This is a genomic window from Paraburkholderia sp. D1E (assembly GCF_052682275.1).
Genome location: NZ_JBQYMB010000001.1, coordinates 3,959,438 through 3,982,482, shown reverse-complemented (window position 1 = coordinate 3,982,482; position 23,045 = coordinate 3,959,438). Strand labels below are relative to the sequence as shown.

The following is a 23,045-nucleotide window of genomic DNA, read 5'->3' as shown; positions in this document are numbered from 1 at the left end:
GACTCGAACAATATTCAATACTCGCGCCCGATTACAATGGAAATCCATAACAGTCGACGAATAAGGCATCGTAGCAGAGTCATGCATAGCACTTAAAGTTAAAGATGAATTCATTGTCGAACAGCTTTCATTTTTATTTCATTGAAATATTGGCCGAATAGAATTTTTATTTTTATGTGCGTGACAAGTGCATCCTGCCAAATATATGATCGCAGCACTCAATCGCGAGCACGCGAGAAACGGCAGCAGTCCTCACAAGAAAACGTCAATTGGAGCGTATGAAATGTGTAACGCCGATTTTCTAGTTCACCTATACGCTGGCTTGAATGGCGCGTGCGGTCCGTGTAGAGATATCGCGGCATGACGGCCTTCGATCAAGCCGCGGCGCAGCCTGGCCGACGTGCCGCTTTTGGCTTCATCTACTTCACCGCATTGATGAATGCCGTTTCCTTCGGCGTGGTACTGCCGGTCCTACCCAATCTGATCAAGGTTTTTTCCGACGGCAACACGGCCAAGGCAGCGCTATGGAGTACGCTGATCGGCGTTGTTTGGGGTGTCATGCAGTTGCTTTGCGGCCCGGCGCTCGGGCTGTTGTCGGACCGTATTGGGCGCCGCCCGGTTTTGCTGATCTCTTTGTCCGGTCTCACCGCGGACTTCCTCATCATGGCGTTTGCGTCGAACATGATGTGGTTGCTGGTCGGCCGGATACTGAACGGAATCACCTCAGCCAGCTTTGCAACGGTCAACGCATATGTGTCGGACGTGACGCAGCAGGAGGAGCGGGCGCGAGCCTTCGGTTGGATTGGCTCGGCGCTGAGTTTGGGTTTCGTCGGAGGCCCTGCGCTGGGCGGTCTGCTCGCAGGTTTCGATCTGCGGTTACCGTTTTTTGTGGCCGCCGGACTCACCGCGCTCAACTGCACATATGGTTTCGCGGTGCTGCCGGAGTCGCTGACGCCTGGCCAACGCTCGGCGTGGATCGATCTGCGCAAGCTCAATCCGTTCGGAGCGCTGTCGTTTCTAAGGGCGCGTGGCGACCTTGCCATCCTGTCCCTGCTGGCCTTTTCTTTCGCGCTCGCGTGGATGGTAGGGCCGGCGATCTTCGTGCTTTACGGCGGCTACCGCTACGCGTGGAGCCCGGTCACGGTCGGTCTCGTCATGTTGACAAGCGGTGCGCTCGGCTCGCTGGTGCAGGTGGCCCTGGTCGGGCCTGTGGTCGCGCGGTTGGGCGAGCGCGGGGCTGTGTTGATCGGCGCCGCTGCGGGTGCCATCGGCTACGCTTGTTTCGGCCTGGCGAAGACGGGAGCGGGTTATTTCGCCGCCATCCCGGTCTATGCCGCGATGAATCTGTTCATGCCGGGTTTGCAGGGGCTGATGACGCGCCGTCTTGCAGCGACCGAACAGGGGCAACTCCAGGGCGTCATTCAGGCAATGCAGGGGTTGGCGTCGATCATCGGGCCGCTGATCTTCGGACTCGGCTTCGCGTGGTCGATCCGACCAGGGGCGGCTTGGCATTATCCCGGACTGGCTTTCTTCATTGCGTCGGCGCTGCTGTTTGGCACGCTGTTGCTGGCATTCCGCGTGGCGAGACCCGCATCGGAAGCTATACGAGTCGACGCGGCGCACTAGATGCAGTATCGCGGACGAGCGGCGAGAGTTCAGAGCAACGGCCTTTTCCAGCCCAGTCGCCAACTGAAGATCTACTCCCAACCAATCAGCATCGGCGCTGGCAACGGGTCTCGCATAATTATTTCTCAGGAACTGACAGATGGCTGCGGACAAGGGTATGCCGGAAAAGTATGAGACTGGACTGCATCGCGATGAATCGAAACCGCGCTACCGTGCTATCGATCACATCGCGATCGCTGTCGTCGATCTTGAATCGGCCGTTCAGTTCTATTCGGAAGTATTGGGATTCAGGCTGGTGAGGCGGTTACATATAAACGGAAAAAAAACCGGAATGCGATCTGCCGAAATGGAGTACCAAGGTCTGAAGTTCGTGCTGTGCCAGGGCACCGAGCCGGAGTCGCAAGTGTCGCGCCTCGTCAGCAACTTCGGACCGGGCGTCGCTCATATCGCCTTGCAGGTGGACGACGTCGCGTCGAGCGTGGCGGAGCTGACCGCGCGCGGCATGCAATTCGACACGTCGGTGATCGAAGGGCCAGGTCTCACGCAAGCATTCACCGCTCGCGACGCGAATTCCGGTATGAGCTTCGAACTGATCAACCGCAGCGGCGAAGAGGGTTTCGTCGAGCAAAACGTTCAGTCGTTGTTCGATCAGTTGGAAAAGTCCAACTCATATTGAGCGTGTCCATTCCCGCAAGAAGGAGTCGGTCTTGACATCAGGATCAGCATTTGCAGCAGCTGTAACCGCACCGGCGCAGTCATCGCGTCTGTCGGTGATGAACTTTCTCAACGAGGCGGCGAACGACTATCCGAAGGCCATCTCGTTCGCGTCCGGCCGGCCCGCGGAGGCGTTCTTTTCGATCGAGCGCTGGCTTGAAGCGATTCCGCTGTTTCAGGCCCATGCGGCGCAATCGGCCGGTCAGAGTGTGCTGGTCGCAGGCCGGCGGATCGCGCAGTACGGCCGCACCAACGGCTGCGTCAACGAACTGGTTGCGCAGCAATTGCGAATCGACGAGCGGATCGACTGCACGGCGGACCAGGTGATCATCACGGCTGGCTGTCAGGAAGCGCTGGCGCTGATCGTGCCCGCGCTGTGCCGGGAACCGGGCGACGTGATGCTTGCGCGCACCCCGACGTATATCGGCATTACAGGCGTTGCCGATTTTGCCGGCATCGAGATTGTGCCGATCGAACCGCGAGCCGGCGAAAGCTGGCACCGTGCGTTGCACCGCACGACTCAGGCGTTGCGGCGCGAGGGCAAAACGCCGCGTGGTTTCTACCTGACGCCGGAATTCGACAATCCCACCGGCACGGTGCTGAGTGAAGCGGAGCGGCGCTCGATCATCGCCGGCTGCGTCGAGCATCGGATCGTCGTGCTCGAAGACAACCCGTACGGGATGTTTCGCTTCGAGGGCGAGCCGACTGCGTCGATGATTTCGCTCGACAGCGAAGGCTGCGTGGTCTATCTCGCCACCTATTCGAAGAGCTTATGCCCGGCGCTGCGTGTCGGCGCCGCGGTGATGCCCAGGCGGTTGTTCGGCAGTGAAGGCGAAGCGCGGCGTCTTGCCGGCGAGTTGAGCGAGCGCAAGAGCTTCGTGACGGTGAATACGAGTCAGGTGACTCAGGCACTGGTCGGCGGTGTACTGCTCGCGGAAAACGGCAGTCTCGCCCGACTCGTCGACGCACCACGCAAACACTACGCGCGTAATCGCGACGCGATGGTCGGCTTTTTGGCTCATGAATTTAGAGATAACAGTGACGTGGTCACGTGGAATCGTCCGGAAGGTGGCTTTTTTCTGGGTGTGAATCTGCCGTTCGAGTTCGGCCAGAGTGAGGCGGTCGAATGCGCGCGCGCGTACGGCGTGATCGTGATGCCAATGACGTTCTTTTCGCTCGACGGTTCGCGTGAAAACGAAGTGCGGCTCGCGTTCAGCAACCTGGTGCCGGACGAAATCGAGTCGGGTGTCAGCCGCTTTGCGCGATACGTGAAGGGGCGGTTGCGCTCGGTAAGCTGAACACGCCAGACGCGTTGACGCACATCTGTACGCGTTCACACCAGGCAGCACCTATCAGTATGACAGCCCACGTCAGACCCGTCTTGCACCGCTATCCGGTGCGGACGATGGGGTGGCGCGGGTTGCAGCGCATCGACATGCATAAACGAGGCGCATCGCGGCGGCACAGACCCGTGCCGGTCGCGATGCGAAAGACACACGGTTCTTCACAATAGGCCCGTCATGTGCAAGACATTGATCATCGACAACTTCGACTCCTTCACTTACAACATCTATCAGCGCATGGGCGAGGTCTGCGGCGAAGAGCCGACGGTCCTGCTCAATACCGCTGACTTCGACGCAATCGATTTCGACCGCTACGACTGCATCATCGTATCGCCCGGACCCGGCACACCGGCTCGCGCGGCCGATGTCGGCATCAGTGCGCGCGCGATCCGTGAAGCCCAGGTGCCGCTGCTCGGTGTGTGCCTCGGTCATCAATGCATGGCTCATCTGCATGGCATGGAGGTGGTGCTTGCACCCGAGCCGATGCACGGCAGGGTCAGCGTGATCCGTCACGACGGCTACGGCGTCTTCAAGGATCTGCCAGCGGATCTGTCAGTGGTGCGTTATCACTCACTGGTGGTGAAGCAGCTCAAGGGACCATACGAGCTGACCGCGTGGGACGACAACGGCATGATCCACGGCATCCGGCACAAGACGCGCCCGCTGCACGGCGTGCAGTTCCATCCGGAGTCCATCTGTACTGAAGCCGGCACGGACCTGTTCCGCAATTTTCGCGACCTCGCGATGGCGCACAAAAGTCAGATGGTCGCCTGAGCGTCGGACGGGCAACTCGCCCGCACGCCGGAAGACCGTTAGGCAAACCGCCGAACGCCAGCAAACAGGCGGTTAACCAGGCCGTCAGACAAGGTAGCCGACCTGGCCGCCAACGAGACAACGCGGAGAATTCTCATGAGTTTCTTTCAGGTACAAGTCAGGGTGCTGAACGATTGCCCAGATGCGCTGGCGACGTTCGAGCGACTATTTGCTCATTCGAGCAGCCGATTCCTGCTCGAGAGCAGTGTCGTGGTACCCGGTTTTTCGCGATTCTCGTTCATGGGCGATGCACACGGTCCGCTCGGCGAACAGATCACGTACGACGTGCGCACGCAGGAAGCCACGATCGAACAGAACGGCTTCACGAAAACGGTTCGTGTGCCGAGCCTGTTCGATTTGCTGAAGGCTAATCTGGCCGAGCGGAAAATCGCCTGCGACGTGGATCTGCCGTTCGGTTTCGATCTCGGTTATGCAGGCGTGTTCGGCTACGAACTCAAAGGCGAAACGATCGGCACGAGAGCATATGACTCGGCCGCGCACGACGCCGCGTTTATCTTCGCGACGCGCCTCGTCGTGCTCGATCACCTCGAGCGCAAGACCTATCTGCTTTTCCTGACCGAACATGGCGACGAGGCGGCACGCCGCGACGCGGTGCAGTGGTTCGACGCTGATGAGCGCGAGGTGCGCGAGCTGCTGTCCGCCGATTTGGCGGTTACGCCGGCTGCGTCGACGCCAACCGATGCCGTGGTGAGGAAAAGGCTGTCGCTGAAGGAAGTCGAGCAGTGGATCGCCGGCAACGCGCAGATGCGCCACGACCGGTCGGCCTATATCGGGAAAATCGAAGAGGCGCTGCAGGAAATCGTCCACGGCGAAAGCTATGAAATCTGCCTGACGAATCTGATCACGTTCCCGTTCGAGCACTCACCGTTTGAGCTGTATCGCGCGATGCACGAGCTCACACCAGCGCCGCACGCCGCGTATTTCAGCGTCGGCGATTTCTATCTGGTGAGCTCGTCGCCGGAACGTTTTCTAAGCGTCGACCGTCACGGTTATGCCGAAGCGAAGCCGATCAAGGGCACCCGGCCACGCGGCCGTACACCCAGCGAAGACGCGGATTACGTTGAAGACTTGCATTCGAGCGAAAAAGATCGTGCTGAGAATCTGATGATCGTCGATCTGCTGCGCAACGACCTGGGTCAGGTTTGCATGCTCGGCTCGGTGCAGGTGCCTAAGCTGTTCGATGTCGAGACGTACTCGCACGTGCATCAACTGGTGTCGACAGTGCGCGGCAGATTGAAGGACGCGGTCGCGACGGTCGATTGCGTGCGTGCGGTGTTCCCGGGCGGTTCGATGACCGGTGCACCGAAAAAACGCACGATGGAGATAATCGACCGGCTCGAAGAAGGCCCGCGTGGCATCTATTCCGGCGCGCTCGGCTGGTTCGGCTTGTCCGGCGCGTGCGATTTCAGCATTGTGATCCGTTCGGTGCTGATCGACCACGGGCAAGCGCAACTGGGCGTGGGCGGGGCGATCACAGCGCTGTCTGATCCTGCGGAGGAATTCGACGAGACGATCGTCAAGGCGCGCGGCGTCGTGGAGGCAGTCGAGCATGTACGCGCCGCTGAACGGCGCGCGTTGCACAGTGCGGCGGCACAGGTCGGGGAGACGTTCGCATGAATCGTGGTCCTTTGCTTGGCGATGTCTATCCGTTGACCACCGCGCAACGGGAAATCTGGTTCGATCAATTGCTGCATGGCGACGCGCCGATCTACAAGATCGGCGGCTACACGCAGATAGCCGGCCGGGTGGACCCGGTCCGTTTCGAGCGCGCGGTGAATCTGCTGGTGCAGAAGCACGACGCGCTGCGTATCGTGCTGGTGCCGGGCGGCGACGAAGACGGCGTGCCGCACCAGGCCATCGCGAAGACGCTGACGGTTGAAGCGCCGCTGCGCGATTTCTCCGCCACCGACGACCCGGCGGCTGACGCGCTGGCCTGGGTCGAGCAGCAACTGGCCACACCATTTGCGCTCGACGGCGAGCCGCTGTTCCGCTTCGAGCTGCTGGAACTGAACGAGACGCGCTTTTACTTCACGCTTAACTTCCATCATCTGATCGTGGACGGCTGGGCGATCGGTCTGCTGGTCGATTCGCTGGCAAAAATCTACAGCGCGCTGGAAGCGAACGAGGAGCCGGTACTGGCGGCGCCGTCGTATGCCGAGTTCGTTGACCACGACCAGGCGTTTCACGCATCGCCGCAGTTCGAGCGCTCACGCGCGTACTGGCTGGACAAGTATCGTTCGGTGCCCGACCCGCTGTTCGCGCCGCGCTACCGCGAGCGCTTCGGCACGTCGGTGGCACCGGCGGGGCATCACGCGCTGTGTCTGCCGCGTGCGTTTTACGAGCGCATCGTTGCGCTCGCGCAGTCCTGTGGATCGACGCCGTTTCACGTCATGTTGGGTCTGCTGTATGTGTACTTTTCACGGACGGCGCAGCGCGACGATCTGGCGATGGGATTGCCGATCCTGAACCGCGCGAATGCCCGGATGAAATTGACGGCGGGGATGTTCACAGGAGTGAGCGCGGTGCGCCTGCAGTTCGACGGTACGCTGCGCTTCGACGAACTGCTCAGGTCGCTCGGGCAGGTGCTCAAGCAGGACTACCGGCATCAGCGGTTTCCGGTGAGCGAGCTGAACCGTGCGATCGGACTGCTGCAATCGCAGCGGGCGCAGGTGTTCGACATGTCAGTGTCGTACGAACGCGACGACTACGATATGCGCTTCGGCGACGGTGTGGCGCAGATCAACATGTGCTCGAACGGTCACGAGCAGTTGCCGTGCCTATTTCGAGCACGATGAAATCGAAGCCATCGGCCAGCGGTTCGAGCATTTGCTGAAGCAGGTACTTGACGATGTGCGGATTCCCGTGGCGCAACTCACGTTGCCGGCGCCAGCGGAAGTCGACACGCTGACGCAATGGAACGCGACCGGAGCGGTGTTCCCGCAGGATCAACCGATTCATCGTCTGTTCGAAAGCCGGGTAGAGCATGCACCGGAGTCGATCGCCGTCGAGTACGAAGGGCAGCGTCTGACGTACGGCGAGCTGAACGTGCGAGCCAATCGGTTGGCACATCGGTTGATCGCGCTGGGGGTGAAGCCGGACGACCGGGTGGCGATCTGCGCGGAGCGCGGCCTCGAGATGATCGTGGGGCTGCTGGGGATCCTGAAAGCGGGGGCGGGATATGTCCCATTGGACCCGGCGTATCCGCCGGAACGGCTTGCGTACACGCTCCAGGACAGCGCGCCGCTGGCGGTGCTCGTGCAGACGGATACGCGCGACGTGCTGGGCAAGTTACCGATGCCGACAATCGGGCTGGACGCGGATGCGTCGGCGGATCAGCCGACCCACAATCCGGTGGTGGAAGGTTTAACGTCACACCGGCTGGCGTACGTGATCTATACCTCGGGCTCGACGGGTCAACCCAAGGGCGTGATGATCGAACACCGCAGCGTGACGCGACTGTTCACCGCGACCGAGGCATGGTTCGGCTTCGGCGCAGAAGATGTGTGGGCGTTGTTCCATTCGTTCGCGTTCGACTTCTCGGTGTGGGAGATCTGGGGTGCGCTGCTGCACGGTGGCCGGCTGGTCGTGGTGCCCAAGCTGACGAGCCGCTCGCCGCAGGCGTGCTACGCACTGCTGTGCGAGACGGGCGTAACGGTGCTGAACCAGACGCCGAGCGCGTTCCGGCAGTTGATCGCGGCACAGGCCGAAAGCGGCGAGGCGCACCGGCTTCGGCATGTGATCTTCGGCGGTGAGGCACTGGAAGTCGGCATGCTCAAGCCCTGGTACGACGACCCGCGCAATCAGCCATGCCAGTTGGTCAATATGTACGGCATCACGGAGACGACGGTGCACGTGACGTACTGGCCATTGCAGGCGTCGGTAAGGATGCCGGGTTGCATCGGACGCCCGATTCCCGATCTCTCGGCATATGTAGTGGATGAAAACCTGAACCTCATGCCGATCGGCGTGCCCGGCGAGCTTTGCATCGGTGGAGCGGGTCTTGCGCGAGGCTACCTGAACCGGCCTGAACTCACGGCGCAACGCTTTATCAGGAATCCGTTCAGCCAGCAATCCGACGCGCGCCTGTATCGAACCGGCGATCTGGCCCGGTTCCTGCCTGACGGCAGGCTGGAGTATCTCGGACGGATCGATTCGCAAGTCAAGATTCGCGGCTTCCGCATCGAACTGGGCGAAATCGAGGCAGCACTGTCGGCGTTGCCCGGCGTGCATCAGGCACTGGTCGTGGCCCGTGAGGACGAGCCGGGCGAGAAGCGCCTCGTCGCATACCTGGTCTTCGACGAAGATCATTCGCAGCAGGACGGCGCGCAGCTTCGCACGGCGTTGGCCCGGACCCTGCCGGACTTCATGCTGCCGGCGCATTTTGTGCCGATGGAGCGATTCCCGTTGACCGCCAATGGGAAAGTCGACCAAAAGGCGCTGCCGCGCCCGGCCCAGTCGGTCGATCTCTTGCAGTATGTCGCGCCACGGAGCGCCATCGAGGAGCGGCTCGCCGCCGTCTGGGCTCAGGTGCTGCGCCTCGATCAAGTGGGCGTGAACGACAATTTCTTCGCGTCGGGCGGCGACTCGATCCGCGCGGTGTCCGTGTTGTCGAAGGCGAAAGAGCAAGGAATCGAATTTGCGCTGGTCGATCTTTTTACTCATCAGACCATCGCGAAGCTGGCGCAGGCGCTGTCGCTCGACGAGGTTAGCGCCGCTCCGCAAGCGTCGATACTGCAGCTCAGTGCAGCCGACGAGGCGAGGTTGCCCGAGGGCATCGAAGAAGCTTATCCGTTGACCTTCCTGCAAAGGGGGATGATTTATCACAACCAGCGGTCTTCCGAGGACGCGGCGCTGTATCACGACGTTTTCAGCTATCGGTTCGGCATCCCGGAATGGAACGAAACGAAACTGCGCATCGTGCTGGATGCCCTGGCTCGCAAGCATCCGGTGCTGCGCACTTCGTTTGATTTTCAGCGCTTCGACGAACCGTTGCAGTTGGTGCATGCCGATGGCCAGGTGCCGCTGACAGTCATCGATCTGTCGATGCATGACAACGCGGAGCAGGAACGCCTGCTGGCGGTGTTTGTCGACGCGGAACGGAAAACCTCATTTGCACTGGACACCGCGCCGCTGCTGCGCGTGTTTATTCATCTGCGGGGTAGCAGCGACATCCAATATACGTTGAGTTTTCATCACGCGATCCTGGATGGCTGGAGCGTGGCCTCGCTCAATACTGAACTCTTCCAGACGTATGTGAAATTGCTGGGCAGCGAGCAAAGCCGCCTGGCTTTGGCGCCGCTGGCCCGCAGCCCGAGAACGGCAGTCGAATCCGAGCGCAGTGCGCTGGCCTCGCGGGAACACCAGGCATTCTGGCGTGATTACCTCGACGGTCATTCGTTCTGTGCGCTACCGGCCGGCGACGATCGGGCGAGTCAGACAGGGCAGGTGAACCTGCGCGTGACGGTCGACGAAAACGTCCGTACCCGGCTGCGGGCCGTGGCGAATGCGTTGGGCGTTCCGATGCGAAGCGTGCTGCTGAGCGCGCACTTGCGGGTGCTGTCCATGCTGTCGGGGAAAGCCGACGTCACCACGGGCCTCGTCTCCAACGTCCGCCAGGAAAGGGCCGACGGTGAGAAGGTGCTTGGTCTGTTTCTCAATACACTACCGCTGCGCCAGGTGCTCGCGCCCACGAGCTGGGTCGAGTTGATCCGGCAAACGTTCAACACGGAACTGGCTGTGATTCGGTACCGGCACTACCCGTATTTCCAACTTCAACTGGACAACGACCGGGCGCCCCTCAATGAAGTCGCCTTCAATTACATCAATTTCCACATTTACGAAGCGCTGGAAAAAACAGCTGGTTTTGTCACGCACGGCGGTAACGGTTTCGAGGCCACGAATTTTGCGCTCTCGGTGAATTTCTCCGACGCATTGAGCGAGCTTGTACTGGATATCAAACTGGATGCGACACGTCTGTCGTCCGCGCAGGGAACGCGGATTCTCGGATACTACGCTGCGGTCCTGGAGTCGATTGCCGACGACGCGAATGCTGGTCACAGCCAGGGCGATTTTCTTCCCGAGGCCGAACGCCATCAGGTGTTGGTGGCGTGGAACGACACTCGGGTCGCGTATCCACAGGACGTCTGCATCCATGAGCTGTTCGAAGCGCAGGCGGCACGTCAGCCGGATGCGATGGCGTTGGTGTACGAACAGCAAAGCCTGAGCTATCGGGAACTGAACGAACGCGCTAATCGCCTCGCGCATCACCTACGAGCGCTGGGGATGGGACCGGATAGCCGCGTGGCAATCTGTGTAGAGCGCAGCCTCGAAATGACGGTTGGGCTCCTAGCGGTGCTCAAGGCGGGTGGTGCGTACGTACCGCTGGACCCGGACTACCCTGAGGACCGGTTGACTTATATGCTGGGCGATGCGGCGCCGGCTGCTGTGATCACCCAGCAGACCGTACGCCGCCGCCTTGGCGCGTTGCTGGACGCGCAGGCGGGCGTGCCGGTGCTGGAACTCGACGGCATGGAGCGGCCGTGGGAGGCTCAGGCGGCACTCAACTTGCCGGTCGCGCAGATCGGCTTGAAGCGCGGGCACCTGGCGTACGTGATCTACACGTCAGGCTCCACCGGGCAGCCCAAAGGCGTGATGAATGAACACGGTGGCGTGGTCAACCGCTTGCAATGGATGCAACAGGCTTATGGCCTCGATGCGAGCGATGCGGTGTTGCAGAAAACCCCGTTCAGTTTCGACGTGTCGGTGTGGGAGTTTTTCTGGCCGCTGCTGGCCGGTGCGCGGCTGGTGATGGCCAGTCCTCAGGGACACAAGGACCCTGCCTATCTGAAGACCTTGATTCAGACGCAACGCATCACCACGCTGCATTTCGTGCCATCGATGCTGGAGGTGTTCCTCGCTCAAGGCGACGCCGGGCAGTGTGACAGCCTGAAGCGGGTGTTTTGCAGCGGCGAAGCCTTGTCCGGCGCGCTGGTGCGCCGTTTCAAGGCGCAGTTGGGCGCGACGCCTCTGCTCAATCTGTACGGTCCGACAGAAGCCGCGGTGGACGTGACTGCCTGGGTGTGCGACGAGCGTGCGCCGACGCCGTCGATCGGTCGGCCGATCGCCAACACGCGCATCTATCTTCTGAATGGCGCGGGTCAGCCGGTACCGATCGGCGTGGCGGGGGAACTCCATATCGCGGGCGTACAGGTCGCGCGTGGCTACCTGAACCGGCCTGAGCTGACGGCGGAAAAATTCGTCGACGATCCGTTCGGCGATGAACCGGGTGCGCGGATGTACAGGACCGGCGACCTCGCAAGATATCTGCCGGACGGCAACATCGAGTATCTGGGGCGCAACGACGATCAGGTCAAGATCCGTGGGTTCCGGATCGAGCTGGGGGAGATCGAGGCCAGATTGGCACAGCACGTGCAGATCGGCGAGGCGGTGGTGGTCGCGCGCGAAGACGGTGCTGGGGACAAGCGGCTGGTAGCGTATTACACGCTGGGTGCAGCGCCAGGGCAAGTCCGCGAGCCGCTGAATGTGGAGCAACTGCGCACGCATCTCGGACAGACCCTGCCGGAGTACATGGTGCCGGCAGCGTATGTGTATCTGGAGCGCCTGCCGCTGACGCCGAACGGCAAACTGAATCGCAAGGGACTGCCGGCGCCGGACAGCGACGCGTATGTCCGACGCGAGTACGAGCCTCCGCGTGGCGGCATCGAACAGACGCTGGCGACGATCTGGTCGCAGCTTCTGAAGGTAGAACGCGTCGGCCGGCACGACAATTTTTTCGAACTGGGCGGGCACTCGCTGTTGATGGTGAGCCTGATCGAGCGCATGCGCGAGGCACGATTTCGGGCAGATATCCGTGTGCTGTTTTCCGCGCCGACGCTGGTCGAACTCGCCGCGCACGCGGGCACAGATACGGACAGCGAACCTGACGAAGTCCAGATTCCGCTCAACCTGATTCCAGTGGGGACCCGGCACATCACGCCGGCGATGCTGAGCCTCGTCGAACTGAATCAACGTGAGATCGATGCGATCGTCGCCACGGTGCCGGGCGGCGCCGCCAACGTACAGGATATCTATCCGCTCGCACCGCTGCAGGAAGGGATTCTGTATCACCATTGGTCGACGTCGCGCGGCGATCCTTATGTGCTACATGGGTTGTTCGCGTTTGCCAGCCGTGCTCATCTGGACGCCTTCGTCCACGCATTGCAGCGTGTGATCGCGCGGCACGACATTCTGAGAACGGCGATCGTGTGGGAAGGGCTGGACGAGCCGGTGCAGGTCGTGTGGCGCAACGCTTCGCCCGGCCTCGACGAAGTGGCGCTGAATCCTGCCGATGGGGAGATTGCAGCGCAATTGCAGGCGCGCTTCGATACTCGTCATACCCGGCTGGATGTGCGGCAAGCGCCGCTGCTGCGGCTCGCGTATGCGCAGGACACGGCGCGCGATCGCTGGGTGGGGATGCTGCGTTTCCACCACATGGCGCTCGATCATGCGGCGCTAGGCATCGTACAGAAGGAAGTTCAGGCCTATCTGCTGGATGAAGCCGCGGCCTTGCCTGAGGCCATGCCGTATCGCACGTATGTCGCGCAGGCGAAGCTGGATATGAAGCAGGGCGTGAGGCGGCGCGACGCGCAGGAAGCATTTTTCCGCGAGATGTTGCAGACGATCGACGAACCGACCTTGCCGTTCGGTCGCGGCGAAGTGCAAGGTGATGGCGGCGGCATTACCGAGCGCAGCGAGACGCTGTCGACGGCGCTGGCCGGCCGACTGCGTGCGCAGGCCCGACAGTTGGGCGTGAGCGCGGCGAGCCTGTGCCACCTTGCATGGGGGCGCGTGCTGTCGGTGGTATCGGGCCGTGAAGAGGTGGTTTTCGGCACGGTACTGCTCGGCCGGTTTCAGGGCACAGCGGGCTCGGACCGGGCCTTGGGTCTCTTCATCAACACGCTGCCGCTGCGAGTGAGTGCAGGCGCGCAGAGCGTTCGTGCGGGGGTGAAGGAAATCAGTGCGCGGCTGGCGGCGCTGCTCGAACACCACCATGCGTCGCTCGCGCTGGCGCAGCGTTGCAGCGGTGTGGCGGCGCCTGCGCCGCTCTTTAGCGCGTTGCTGAATTATCGTCATGGAGACGGGCACGAGTCGTTGGTCGCTGGGCAGCAGACGTGGCAGGGCATCGAGATGCTCGAATCCCACGAGCGGACCAACTATCCGCTGGTGCTGTCGGTGGACGATTTCGGCGACGGCTTCGGCCTGACCGTGCAGGCGGTGTCGGGCATCGACGCACAGCGCGTATGCGGCTACATGCAGCAAGCGTTGGAGAGTCTCGTCGACGCGCTGGAAAGCGCGCCGCACACCGAAACACGCAAGCTGACGGTTTTGCCGCCGCTGGAACGGCACGAGGTGCTGAAAGCGTTCAACGCGACGGATGTGGCTTTCGCTGACATGCAGCATCGCACGGTTCACACGCTCGTCGAGGCGCAGGCCGCGCGTACGCCGCACGCGCTTGCCGTGAGCCACGGAGCTCGGTCGTTGACGTATGGCGAATTGAACGTACGGGCGAACCAGCTTGCTCATCGGCTAATCGGCCTCGGTGTGCAGCCGGACGATCGCGTCGCGATCTGTGTCGAGCGCGGCGTGGAGATGGTGGTCGGGCTGCTCGCGATAGTCAAGGCCGGTGGCGCGTATGTGCCGATGGATCCCGGCTATCCGGCCGAGCGGCTCGCGTACATGCTGACCGATAGCGCGCCGGTCGCGCTGCTGATGCATGCGCGTACGGCCGCCGTGCTGGAAGAGGTGAGCAGCGCGCCGCAGATGATCGACATTGGCTCAGATGCCGCGAATCCTGAAGCAATGGAACATGCAACGCAGAATCCTGCGCCCGCAGGACTGGGCGTGCGCAATCTGGCTTACGTGATCTACACATCGGGCTCGACCGGTCAGCCCAAGGGAGTGATGGTCGAACATCGTCATCTGGGCAATCTGGTCGCGTGGCACAACAAGGCGTTCGGCGTGCGCGAGGGCTGCCGCACGACCGGCATGGCCGGCGTAGGTTTCGATGCAAGCGCGTGGGAGTTGTGGCCCGCGTTGTGTTGCGGTGCGACCTTGCTGATGCCGCCGGCGTCGACGGCGGGTGATCCGCAGAGTCTGTTGCGCTGGTGGCATGCGCAGAAGCTGGACGTCAGCTTCGTGATCACGCCGCTGGCGGAGCTCGCGTATGCGTCCGGCTACGCGAATACCGAGGCGCATACGGTGCTGATCGGCGGCGACCGGCTCAAGCGGTGGCCCGACGCGATCGGCGCGCAGCAGTCGCTCGTCAACAACTATGGGCCGACTGAAACGACGGTTGTCGCGACGTCCGGCTTGCTGCGGCAGGGCGACGTCACGCTGCATATCGGCCGACCGATCGCGAACACGCGCATCTACATTCTGGATTCTCAGGGACAGCCGGTGCCGGTCGGCGTCGGCGGCGAGCTTCATATTGCCGGCGCACAAGTAGCGCGAGGCTATCTGAACCGGCCTGAGCTGACCGCCGAGCGATTCGTGAACGATCCATTCAGCGCAACTGAATCAACCCACTCATCCGCGCGCATGTTCCGTACCGGCGACATGGGCCGCTGGCTTGCCGACGGCAACATCGAGTATCTGGGCCGCAACGATAACCAAGTGAAGATCCGCGGCTTCCGGATCGAGTTGGGTGAGATCGATGCGCGGTTGTCGGAAGTGGACGGTGTGCGCGAAATGGCCGTGATCGCCCGCGAAGATACGCCCGGTGATCAACGCCTTGTGGCGTACTTCACGGGCACGGCGAATCTGACCGACGTGTTGCGTACCCATGCATCGCGCAGCCTGCCGCCGCACATGGTGCCCGCAGCCTACGTGCAGATGGACACTTTGCCGCTGACGGCGAACGGTAAATTGGATCGTCGTGCATTGCCGGCGCCCGATGCGCTGGCTTACGCGTTGCGCGACTACGCGGCGCCCGAGGGCGAAGCGGAACAGACGCTAGCGCACATCTGGTCGCAATTGCTGAACGTCGAACGCGTGGGACGGTACGACAACTTCTTCGAACTGGGTGGACACTCGCTGCTGGCGGTACGGCTGGTCGAGCGGATGCGGCAGGCGGGCCTGAATGCCGACGTGCAGGCGCTGTTCAGCACGCCGACGCTGACTGCGCTCGCCGAAGCGGTGAGCCACGCGGAAGAATTCACCGTGCCGCCGAATCGGATTCCCGCCGACGCGCAGCACATCGCACCACCAATGCTCAGCCTTGTCGAGCTGGGCCAGTCGGAGATCGATACGATCGTCGACACGGTGCCGGGCGGTGCGGTCAACGTGCAGGATATCTACCCGCTCGCGCCGTTGCAGGAGGGTGTGCTTTACCACCATCTCGCGTCGGAGCAGGGCGACTCGTATCTGCTGCGCGCAGGTCTCGCATTCGACAGCCGTACGACGCTCGAACGGTTCGTCGCTGCGTTGCTGGCGGTGATTGCACGTCACGACATTCTGCGTACCAGTATCGCGTGGGAAGGGTTACGTGAGCCGGTGCAGGTGGTATGGCGTGAAGCGGCGTTGTCGGTGAACGAAGTGGCAGCCGATCCGGCTCAAGGCGACGTCGCCACGCAATTGCAGCAGCGTTTCGATCCGAAGCACTATCGGCTGGACATCCGCCAGGCGCCGCCTATGGCGGTGCAGTTCGCGCAGGATGCGCCGAGCGGTCGCTGGGTGTTGATCCTGCTGTTCCACCATATCGCGCTGGATCACACCGGCGTAGAGATTCTGCTGCAGGAGGTGCAGGCGTATCTGCTCGGCGAAGGCGCGGCGCTTCAACCGCCGCCACCGTTCCGCCAGTATGTCGCACAAGCTCGTCTTGGCGCGCGTCAACCCACGCATGAAGCCTTCTTCCGGAACATGCTGTCGGACGTCGAGGAGCCGACGTTGCCGTATGGTCTTGCGAACGTGCAAGGTGATAACGCCATCATCGGCGAGTCGCGTCTCACGCTCGATAAAGCCTTGTCCGCCCGCTTGCGCGCGCAGAGCCGCAAGCTGGGCGTCAGCGCAGCGAGTCTGTTCCACCTCGCGTGGGGCCACGTGGTGGGTAAGCTGTCGGGCCGTGAGGACGTGGTGTTCGGCACGGTGCTGCTCGGCCGCTGGCAAAGCGGCGCGGGCGCTGAGCGGGCGCTGGGGCTGTTCATCAATACGCTGCCGATTCGCGTGAACGTGAGTGGTGTCGGCGTGCAGGACGCGTTGGTCCATACGCATCAGAGCGTGTCCGAACTGCTGGGTCACGAGCATGCTTCGCTCGCACTTGCCCAGCGATGCAGCGGCGTGGCCGCGCCTGCGCCGCTTTTCAGCGCGCTGCTGAATTACCGGCACAGTGCCGAGCAGGGGCCGGCCGGCATCGAGGGGGCGCAAGGTTGGCAAGGTATCGAAATACTCGACGGCGAAGAGCGCACGAACTACCCGTGCGCGTTGAGCGTCGACGATCTCGGTGAGGCATTCAAGCTCACAGCGCAAGTCGTCGCGCGTTTCGACGCGTCGAGGTTGTGCGGCTATCTGCGTCGAACGCTGGAAAGTCTCGCCGATGCGCTGGAGTACGCGCCCGGCACGCCAATTTGCGATCTGCCGTTCCTGCCAGAAGCGGAGCGGCATCAAGTCCTCGAAGTCTGGAATGCGACCGATGTCGCATTTCCTGCCGCTGAAGGGGTACATGCGCTGTTCGAAGCGCAGGCTGTGTCGACGCCGACGGCGCTCGCCATCTTGGACGGTGGCCGCTCGCTCAGCTACGCACAATTGAACGCACAAGCGGAGCGCATGGCTCGCCACCTCACCGCCTCCGGTACCCAGCCGGGCGACCGGGTCGCGATTCTGTTCGACCGCTCGATCGAGTTGATCGTCGCGGAACTGGCGATACTGAAATGCGGCGCGGTCTACGTGCCGCTGGATCGCAATGCGCCAGCCGACCGGCAAGCCTTCATGCTGGCGGACTGTGGTGCGGCACGCGTGCTGACGCAAAGCGATTTCGCCGTGCCGGAAGGTACGCGGGCACTGCGGCTCGACCTTGATACGCTGTTCGCGGGCGAGGAAGGCAGTATTCGGGATTCGGCGCCATTGCCTCTACAGCGCGGTGGCGCTGCTGCTGCGTACATCATGTACACGTCGGGTTCGACGGGCCAGCCGAAGGGCGTGGTGGTCGCGCACCAGGGCATCAACCGTCTCGTGCTCAACAACGGCTACGCGGACTTCAACGCGCAGGACCGGATCGCCTTCACGTCGAATCCGGCGTTCGACGCCAGCACGATGGAAGTGTGGGGCGCGCTGCTGCACGGTGGCTGTCTCGTCGTGGTGTCGCAGGCGGATCTGCTGGCGCCTCCGCAGCTTGCGGCGCTGCTGATCACCGAACGGGTCAGTATTCTGCATCTGGTCGCGGGCTTGCTCAGTTCGTATGCGGATGCGCTCGCGCCGGTATTCACCGGACTGCGCTACCTGCTCACCGGCGGCGATGCGGCCGACGTGCGCGCCGTGCAACGGATCATGCGCAACAGCGCGCCGCAGCATCTGGTGCATTGCTATGGCCCGACCGAATCGACCACCTTCTCGACGACCTACGCGCTACGTCCCGACAGCGGCGACGACGATCTGCTGCCGATCGGCCGGCCCATTTCGAACACGCGCGTCTATCTGCTCGATGCGCACGGTCAGCCGGCGCCGATCGGCGTGCCGGGCGAGATTCACGTCGGCGGCGCGGGGGTTGCGCTGGGTTACCTCAATCTCGACGTGCTCACTGCGGAGCGGTTCGTGAAAGACCCGTTCTCGACGGCGCCGAGTGCCCGGATGTACCGCACCGGCGACCTCGGACGTTATCTGCCGGACGGCAACATCGAGTATCTCGGCCGCAATGACGATCAGGTCAAGATTCGCGGTTTTCGCGTCGAACCCGGCGAGATCGAAGCGAAGCTGAGCCGCTATGGTGTGAACGATGCGACCGTGATCGCGCGCGAAGACACGCCCGGCGACAAACGGCTCGTGGTGTATTACGCCGGCGACGTCCAGCCGATCGACGCTATCCGCGCCTATCTGCGCGAAAGCCTGCCGGAGTACATGGTGCCGGCAGCTTACGTGGCGCTCGAAAAAATGCCGCTGACGCTGAACGGCAAGCTGGATCGCCGCGCGTTGCCGGCACCGGATATCGGCGCGTACGGCCGCAGCGATTACGAAGCGCCGCAAGGCGGCGTCGAACAGATGCTTGCGCAGATCTGGTCGCAGTTGTTGAATGTGGAGCGGGTGGGGCGGCACGACAACTTCTTCGAACTGGGTGGGCACTCGTTGCTCGCGGTTCGGGTGATCGGCCGCTTGCGTCAGCAGTTCGGCGACAGTGCGACGCTGCGGGCCTTATTCGAGTCGCAGGATCTGGCCGGATTTGCCGCGCAACTGGGCGAGCGGGGGACGCAGGCGCCGCTTCGCCAGGCGCTGGCGCCGGTTGAACGCAGCGGGCCCCTGCCGCTTTCGTATGTGCAGGAACGTTTGTGGCTGATCCAGCAGCGCGACGGTGGTCGTGCGTACAACATGCATGGCGCGCTGTTGCTGGAAGGGCCGCTGTCGTTGCCGGCGCTGCAACGCGCATTCGATTCACTCGCGGCGCGGCATGAGACGCTGCGTACCCGTTTCGATTTTGCAGCTGACGCGGATTTGCCGTCGCAGTTTATCGACGCATGCGGTCCGGTCGATTTCCAGGTGGAGGACGTCGTCAGTGACGCTCTGGCCGCCGCGATGGACCGCCATGCGGCAGTCGTGTTCGATCTGCAGCGTGGCCCGTTGCTGCAAGTCCGCGTGCTGAGGGTGATGCCGCTGGGAACGCCGCTGCGGCACGTCGTGTCGATCGTGATGCACCACATCATCTCGGACGGCTGGTCGCTGGGCGTGTTCGTCAGCGATCTGCGGGCGTTGTATGCCTCGCATCTGAACGCAAGCACTGCATCCAACGCGTTGGCGCCGTTGGCGATCCAGTACGCGGATCATGCGTACTGGCAGCGTCGACAGGATCTGCGTGCGCACACCGCTTACTGGTCCAGGACGCTGACCGGCTACAGCGATCCGGTCGATCTCGCGGTGCCGGGCACACCGGCAGGCGTCGAGCATGGTCCGCTCGCGGTGGTGCGCAGGCAACTGCCGGCGAGTCTCGCGGCCGGGCTTGGGCAACTGAGCCAGCAACGCGGCACGAGTCTCTTCACGATCTTCCTCGTGGGGTTGGCGGTGCTGTGTCATCGGCAGAGCGGCCGCGACGATCTATGCATCGGCACGACGACGGCCGGTCGCGACGATCCGCTGCTCGAACCGTTGATCGGCTTCTTCATCAATATCCTGCCGCTACGGCTGAATCTGAGCGGCAATCCGACGCTTGTCGACCTGCTGGATCAGGCGCGCAAGGTTGTACTCGACGCGCTTGAACATCAGGCGCTGCCGTTCGAGCAGATGATCGCCGCGGTGCCGGCACTGCGCCAGAGCGACGGTCGTTCGCCGGTGCCGGTCATGTTGCGGCATCAGAACGTGCCGCCCGTCGACGCCAGCGACTGGGGCGATGGACTCACCGCCGACGTCTGGCCCGACAGCGTGGACCGCCCGGCGCAGTCGGACCTCGATCTGGAAATTTTTGGCGACGCACGTGGCATGGAAGTGGTCGCGAATCTCGACAGCCATCGCTTCGGCACGCAACAGATCGAGCTGATGCTCGATGTGCTGCAGGACATTCTCACGCGTCTGGTCGACACCCCGCATGCGCCGCTGTCGGCGTTCCTCGCAGTGACCCTGACCGAGCGCGCGTTGATTGACGGGGTCAACCAGACAGACTGCGCGTTTGCGGACACGGGCGTGGCCGCACTGTTCGCGCAACGTGCGGCCGAGCGACCCGACGCGCTCGCCTGCCGGTTCGACAACGAAACGGCGAGCTATGCCGAACTCGACCGGCGTAGCGATCGGATCGCGTATGCGCTGCGCAGCCGCGGAGTCGAAGCGGGTATGCGGATCGCGCTGTATCACCCACGTTCAATCGATCTGCTCGCTGCAATACTCGCGTCGTTCAAGCTCGGCTGTCCCTATGTGCCGGTCGATCCGGGCTATCCGACGGCGTATGTGCGTCGCACGCTCGACGATGCAATGCCGGCTGTCGTGATTAGCGCTTCAGGTCTGACTGAGTCGCTGGCCGGTACGGGGCTCGACGTGTTGCGGCTCGATCTTGATCTGAGCCCCGATCAAGCGCCCCAAGCGCCGTTCGGGGATGCACCGTCACACCCCGGCGATCTCGCGTACATTGCCTATACGTCCGGTTCGACCGGTCAGCCGAAGGGCGTGATGGTCGAACAGCGGCAGGTGCTGAATTGTCTGCAGGCGCTGTGGGTACGCACGCCGTTTGCCGCGGATGAAGTGGTCGGCCAGAAGACGTCGATATCGTTCGTGCCGTCGATCAAGGAGATGCTGTCGGGATTGCTGGCCGGTGTGCCGCAGGTGGTTTTTCCCGATCATGTCGTGAAGGACGCAGCGCTGTTCTCGGCTGCGTTGCGTGAGCATCGGATCACGCGCCTGAACCTGGTGCCGTCGCATCTGGCGGTATTGCTTGATCACGCGGAGGACCTTGGAACGTTACGTCACGTGACGACTGCCGGCGAACCGCTGAGCCGCCGGTTGAGCGAGCGTTTCGCTGATGCGCTGCCGGCCGCGCGGCTCCACAACAACTACGGCTGCAGCGAACTGAACGACATCACCTATAGCGAAGGCGAAGGGCTCGAAGGGCGCAACGCGGTGATACCGGCGGGGCGGCCGATTGCCAATAGCCGCGTGCATGTGCTGAACGACGCGATGGAGCCGGTGCCGGTCGGCGCGGTGGGGTATCTGTTCATCGAGGGGGCGAGCGTGGGTCCCGGCTACTGGAACCGGCCGGATCTGAGTGCGGAGCGTTTCATCGCGCGTCCGTCGTCCGGGGTGCGTCTGTTGCGCACCGGTGATATCGGGCAATGGCTGCCCGATGGTCAACTGCTTCATCTTGGTCGCGAAGACTTCCAGATCAAGGTGCGTGGGCAGCGTGTCGAATTGCCAGCCGTCGAACTGGAACTGACTGCGCATCCGGGGATTGCGAAGGCTGCCGCGATCGGGCGCGGTGCGGGTCGTGAAGCAGGCGGCGGTGCCGTTCAACTGATCGGTTTCTACGTGCCGGTGCCCGGCGCGCAACTGGATCACAACACGATTCACGCGTGGTTGTCCGAGCGTTTGCCGGGGCATATGGTGCCGAGCCGCTTTGTCGCGCTCGACGCTTTGCCGGCTCTGCCGAACGGCAAGCTCGACCGGCTCGCGCTTGCGGCACTCGATATCGGCGCGAGCGTCGATACGCGCACCTACGAAGCGCCGCAAGGCGCGCTGGAAGAGACCATCGCGCAGATCTGGAGCGACGCACTGGGTGGCGATCGCGTGGGGCGCCATGACAATTTCTTCGCACTCGGTGGACATTCACTGATGGCGTCGCAGGTCGCGGTGCGGATTGGCGAGAAACTCGGTGTCAAGCTGACGGTGCGCAGCATCTTCGATACACGCAGTGTTCATAAGCTTGCGTTGCTGCTCGCGTCAGGCGATGCGCGGCAGACAGTGTCGGCGCGTGAGTTGGTGGCGAACGCGTCCGGTGCGACGTTCCAACCGTTCGAGGCCTTCAATACGGCGGGCACCCAGCGGCCGCTTTTCCTCACTCATACACTGCAGGGCTACTCGTGGTATTTCGAGCATCTGGCCGCGCATATCGACGCGTCGATTCCGGTCTACGGCTTGCCGCCCTTGCCGTTGCAGATGTCGCAGCCGCGTACCCTGGAGGCGATCGCTGCGCGTTTCGTCGACGTAATCAAATCGATTCAGCCCGGCGGCCCGTACCGGATCGCGGGCTGGTCGTTCGGCGGATTGATCGCTTATGAGATTGCGACCCAATTGATCGATCGGGGCGATTCAATCGAATTCCTCGGCGTGTTCGATACGACGCTGCCGCTTCATGCAACCGACGTGGATCCGCACGAGGCCCGTTTGATGACGCTGTATTCGTTCGTCGTGAACAACTTCACCGACTTCGATCCGCAGACGCTTGCGATCGACAAGGTAACGGATGTCGACGAATTGATCGGTCGCCTCGTGCAGGCGATCGAGCAGCGAAAACAGCTGTGCCATCCGCTGTGGCATCTGGCCTACGAATCGGCCGATGAGAACCGGCTTTTTCTCGAGCGACTGGTCGCACACGGGACAGCAATGAATGCGTGGCGGCCGAAGTCGATCGACGTAAAGGCGCACGTCTTTTCCGCCGGCGATGCGTCGATCACGCCGCTCGAAGGTCATCCGGCGCTGCCGGCCGATCTGGGTTGGCAGGCAGTCCTCGATCGCTCGAACATCGAGGTGATGTCCGTGCCGGGCAACCATGAGACGATCGTCAAGATGCACGCCGACGTATTGGGCAAACTCGTCAGCACTGTGCTGGGCGCTGCCTGATTGCGGCGCGCA

7 protein-coding genes are annotated in these 23,045 nt (G+C 62.7%); all 7 read left to right on the top strand.

Annotated elements, in window-relative coordinates; genetic code table 11:
• Nucleotides 1–360: 360 nt before the first annotated feature.
• The 7 genes from ACUN0E_RS17830 (at nucleotide 361) to ACUN0E_RS17800 (ending at nucleotide 23,033) form a co-directional block, all read left to right on the top strand.
• Nucleotides 361–1,626 carry an MFS transporter gene (locus ACUN0E_RS17830; protein WP_445567462.1) on the top strand — a complete coding sequence of 422 codons (1,266 nt, stop codon included), beginning with the start codon at nucleotides 361–363 and terminating at the stop codon, nucleotides 1,624–1,626.
• A gap of 139 nt (nucleotides 1,627–1,765) precedes the next feature.
• Nucleotides 1,766–2,302, top strand: a complete 537-nt coding sequence (locus ACUN0E_RS17825) for a VOC family protein (RefSeq protein WP_445567461.1) — start codon at nucleotides 1,766–1,768, stop codon at nucleotides 2,300–2,302.
• Nucleotides 2,303–2,333: 31 nt separating this feature from the next.
• Nucleotides 2,334–3,638 carry an aminotransferase-like domain-containing protein gene (locus ACUN0E_RS17820; protein WP_445567460.1) on the top strand — a complete coding sequence of 435 codons (1,305 nt, stop codon included), beginning with the start codon at nucleotides 2,334–2,336 and terminating at the stop codon, nucleotides 3,636–3,638.
• Nucleotides 3,639–3,860: 222 nt separating this feature from the next.
• Nucleotides 3,861–4,457 (top strand): anthranilate synthase component II, encoded by a 597-nt coding sequence (locus ACUN0E_RS17815; protein ID WP_445567459.1) that lies wholly within the window; start codon nucleotides 3,861–3,863, stop codon nucleotides 4,455–4,457.
• Between the two features lie 135 nt (nucleotides 4,458–4,592).
• The gene (gene pabB / locus ACUN0E_RS17810) at nucleotides 4,593–6,134 is read left to right on the top strand and encodes an aminodeoxychorismate synthase component I (protein ID WP_445567458.1); all 1,542 of its coding nucleotides are present in this window, start codon (nucleotides 4,593–4,595) and stop codon (nucleotides 6,132–6,134) included.
• On the top strand, nucleotides 6,131–7,312 hold the full coding sequence (locus ACUN0E_RS17805) for a condensation domain-containing protein (protein ID WP_445567457.1): 1,182 nt from the start codon (nucleotides 6,131–6,133) through the stop codon (nucleotides 7,310–7,312). The genes pabB and ACUN0E_RS17805 overlap by 4 nt, the downstream gene beginning before the upstream one ends.
• The gene (locus ACUN0E_RS17800) at nucleotides 7,245–23,033 is read left to right on the top strand and encodes an amino acid adenylation domain-containing protein (RefSeq protein ID WP_445567456.1); all 15,789 of its coding nucleotides are present in this window, start codon (nucleotides 7,245–7,247) and stop codon (nucleotides 23,031–23,033) included. The genes ACUN0E_RS17805 and ACUN0E_RS17800 overlap by 68 nt, the downstream gene beginning before the upstream one ends.
• Nucleotides 23,034–23,045 lie beyond the last annotated feature (12 nt).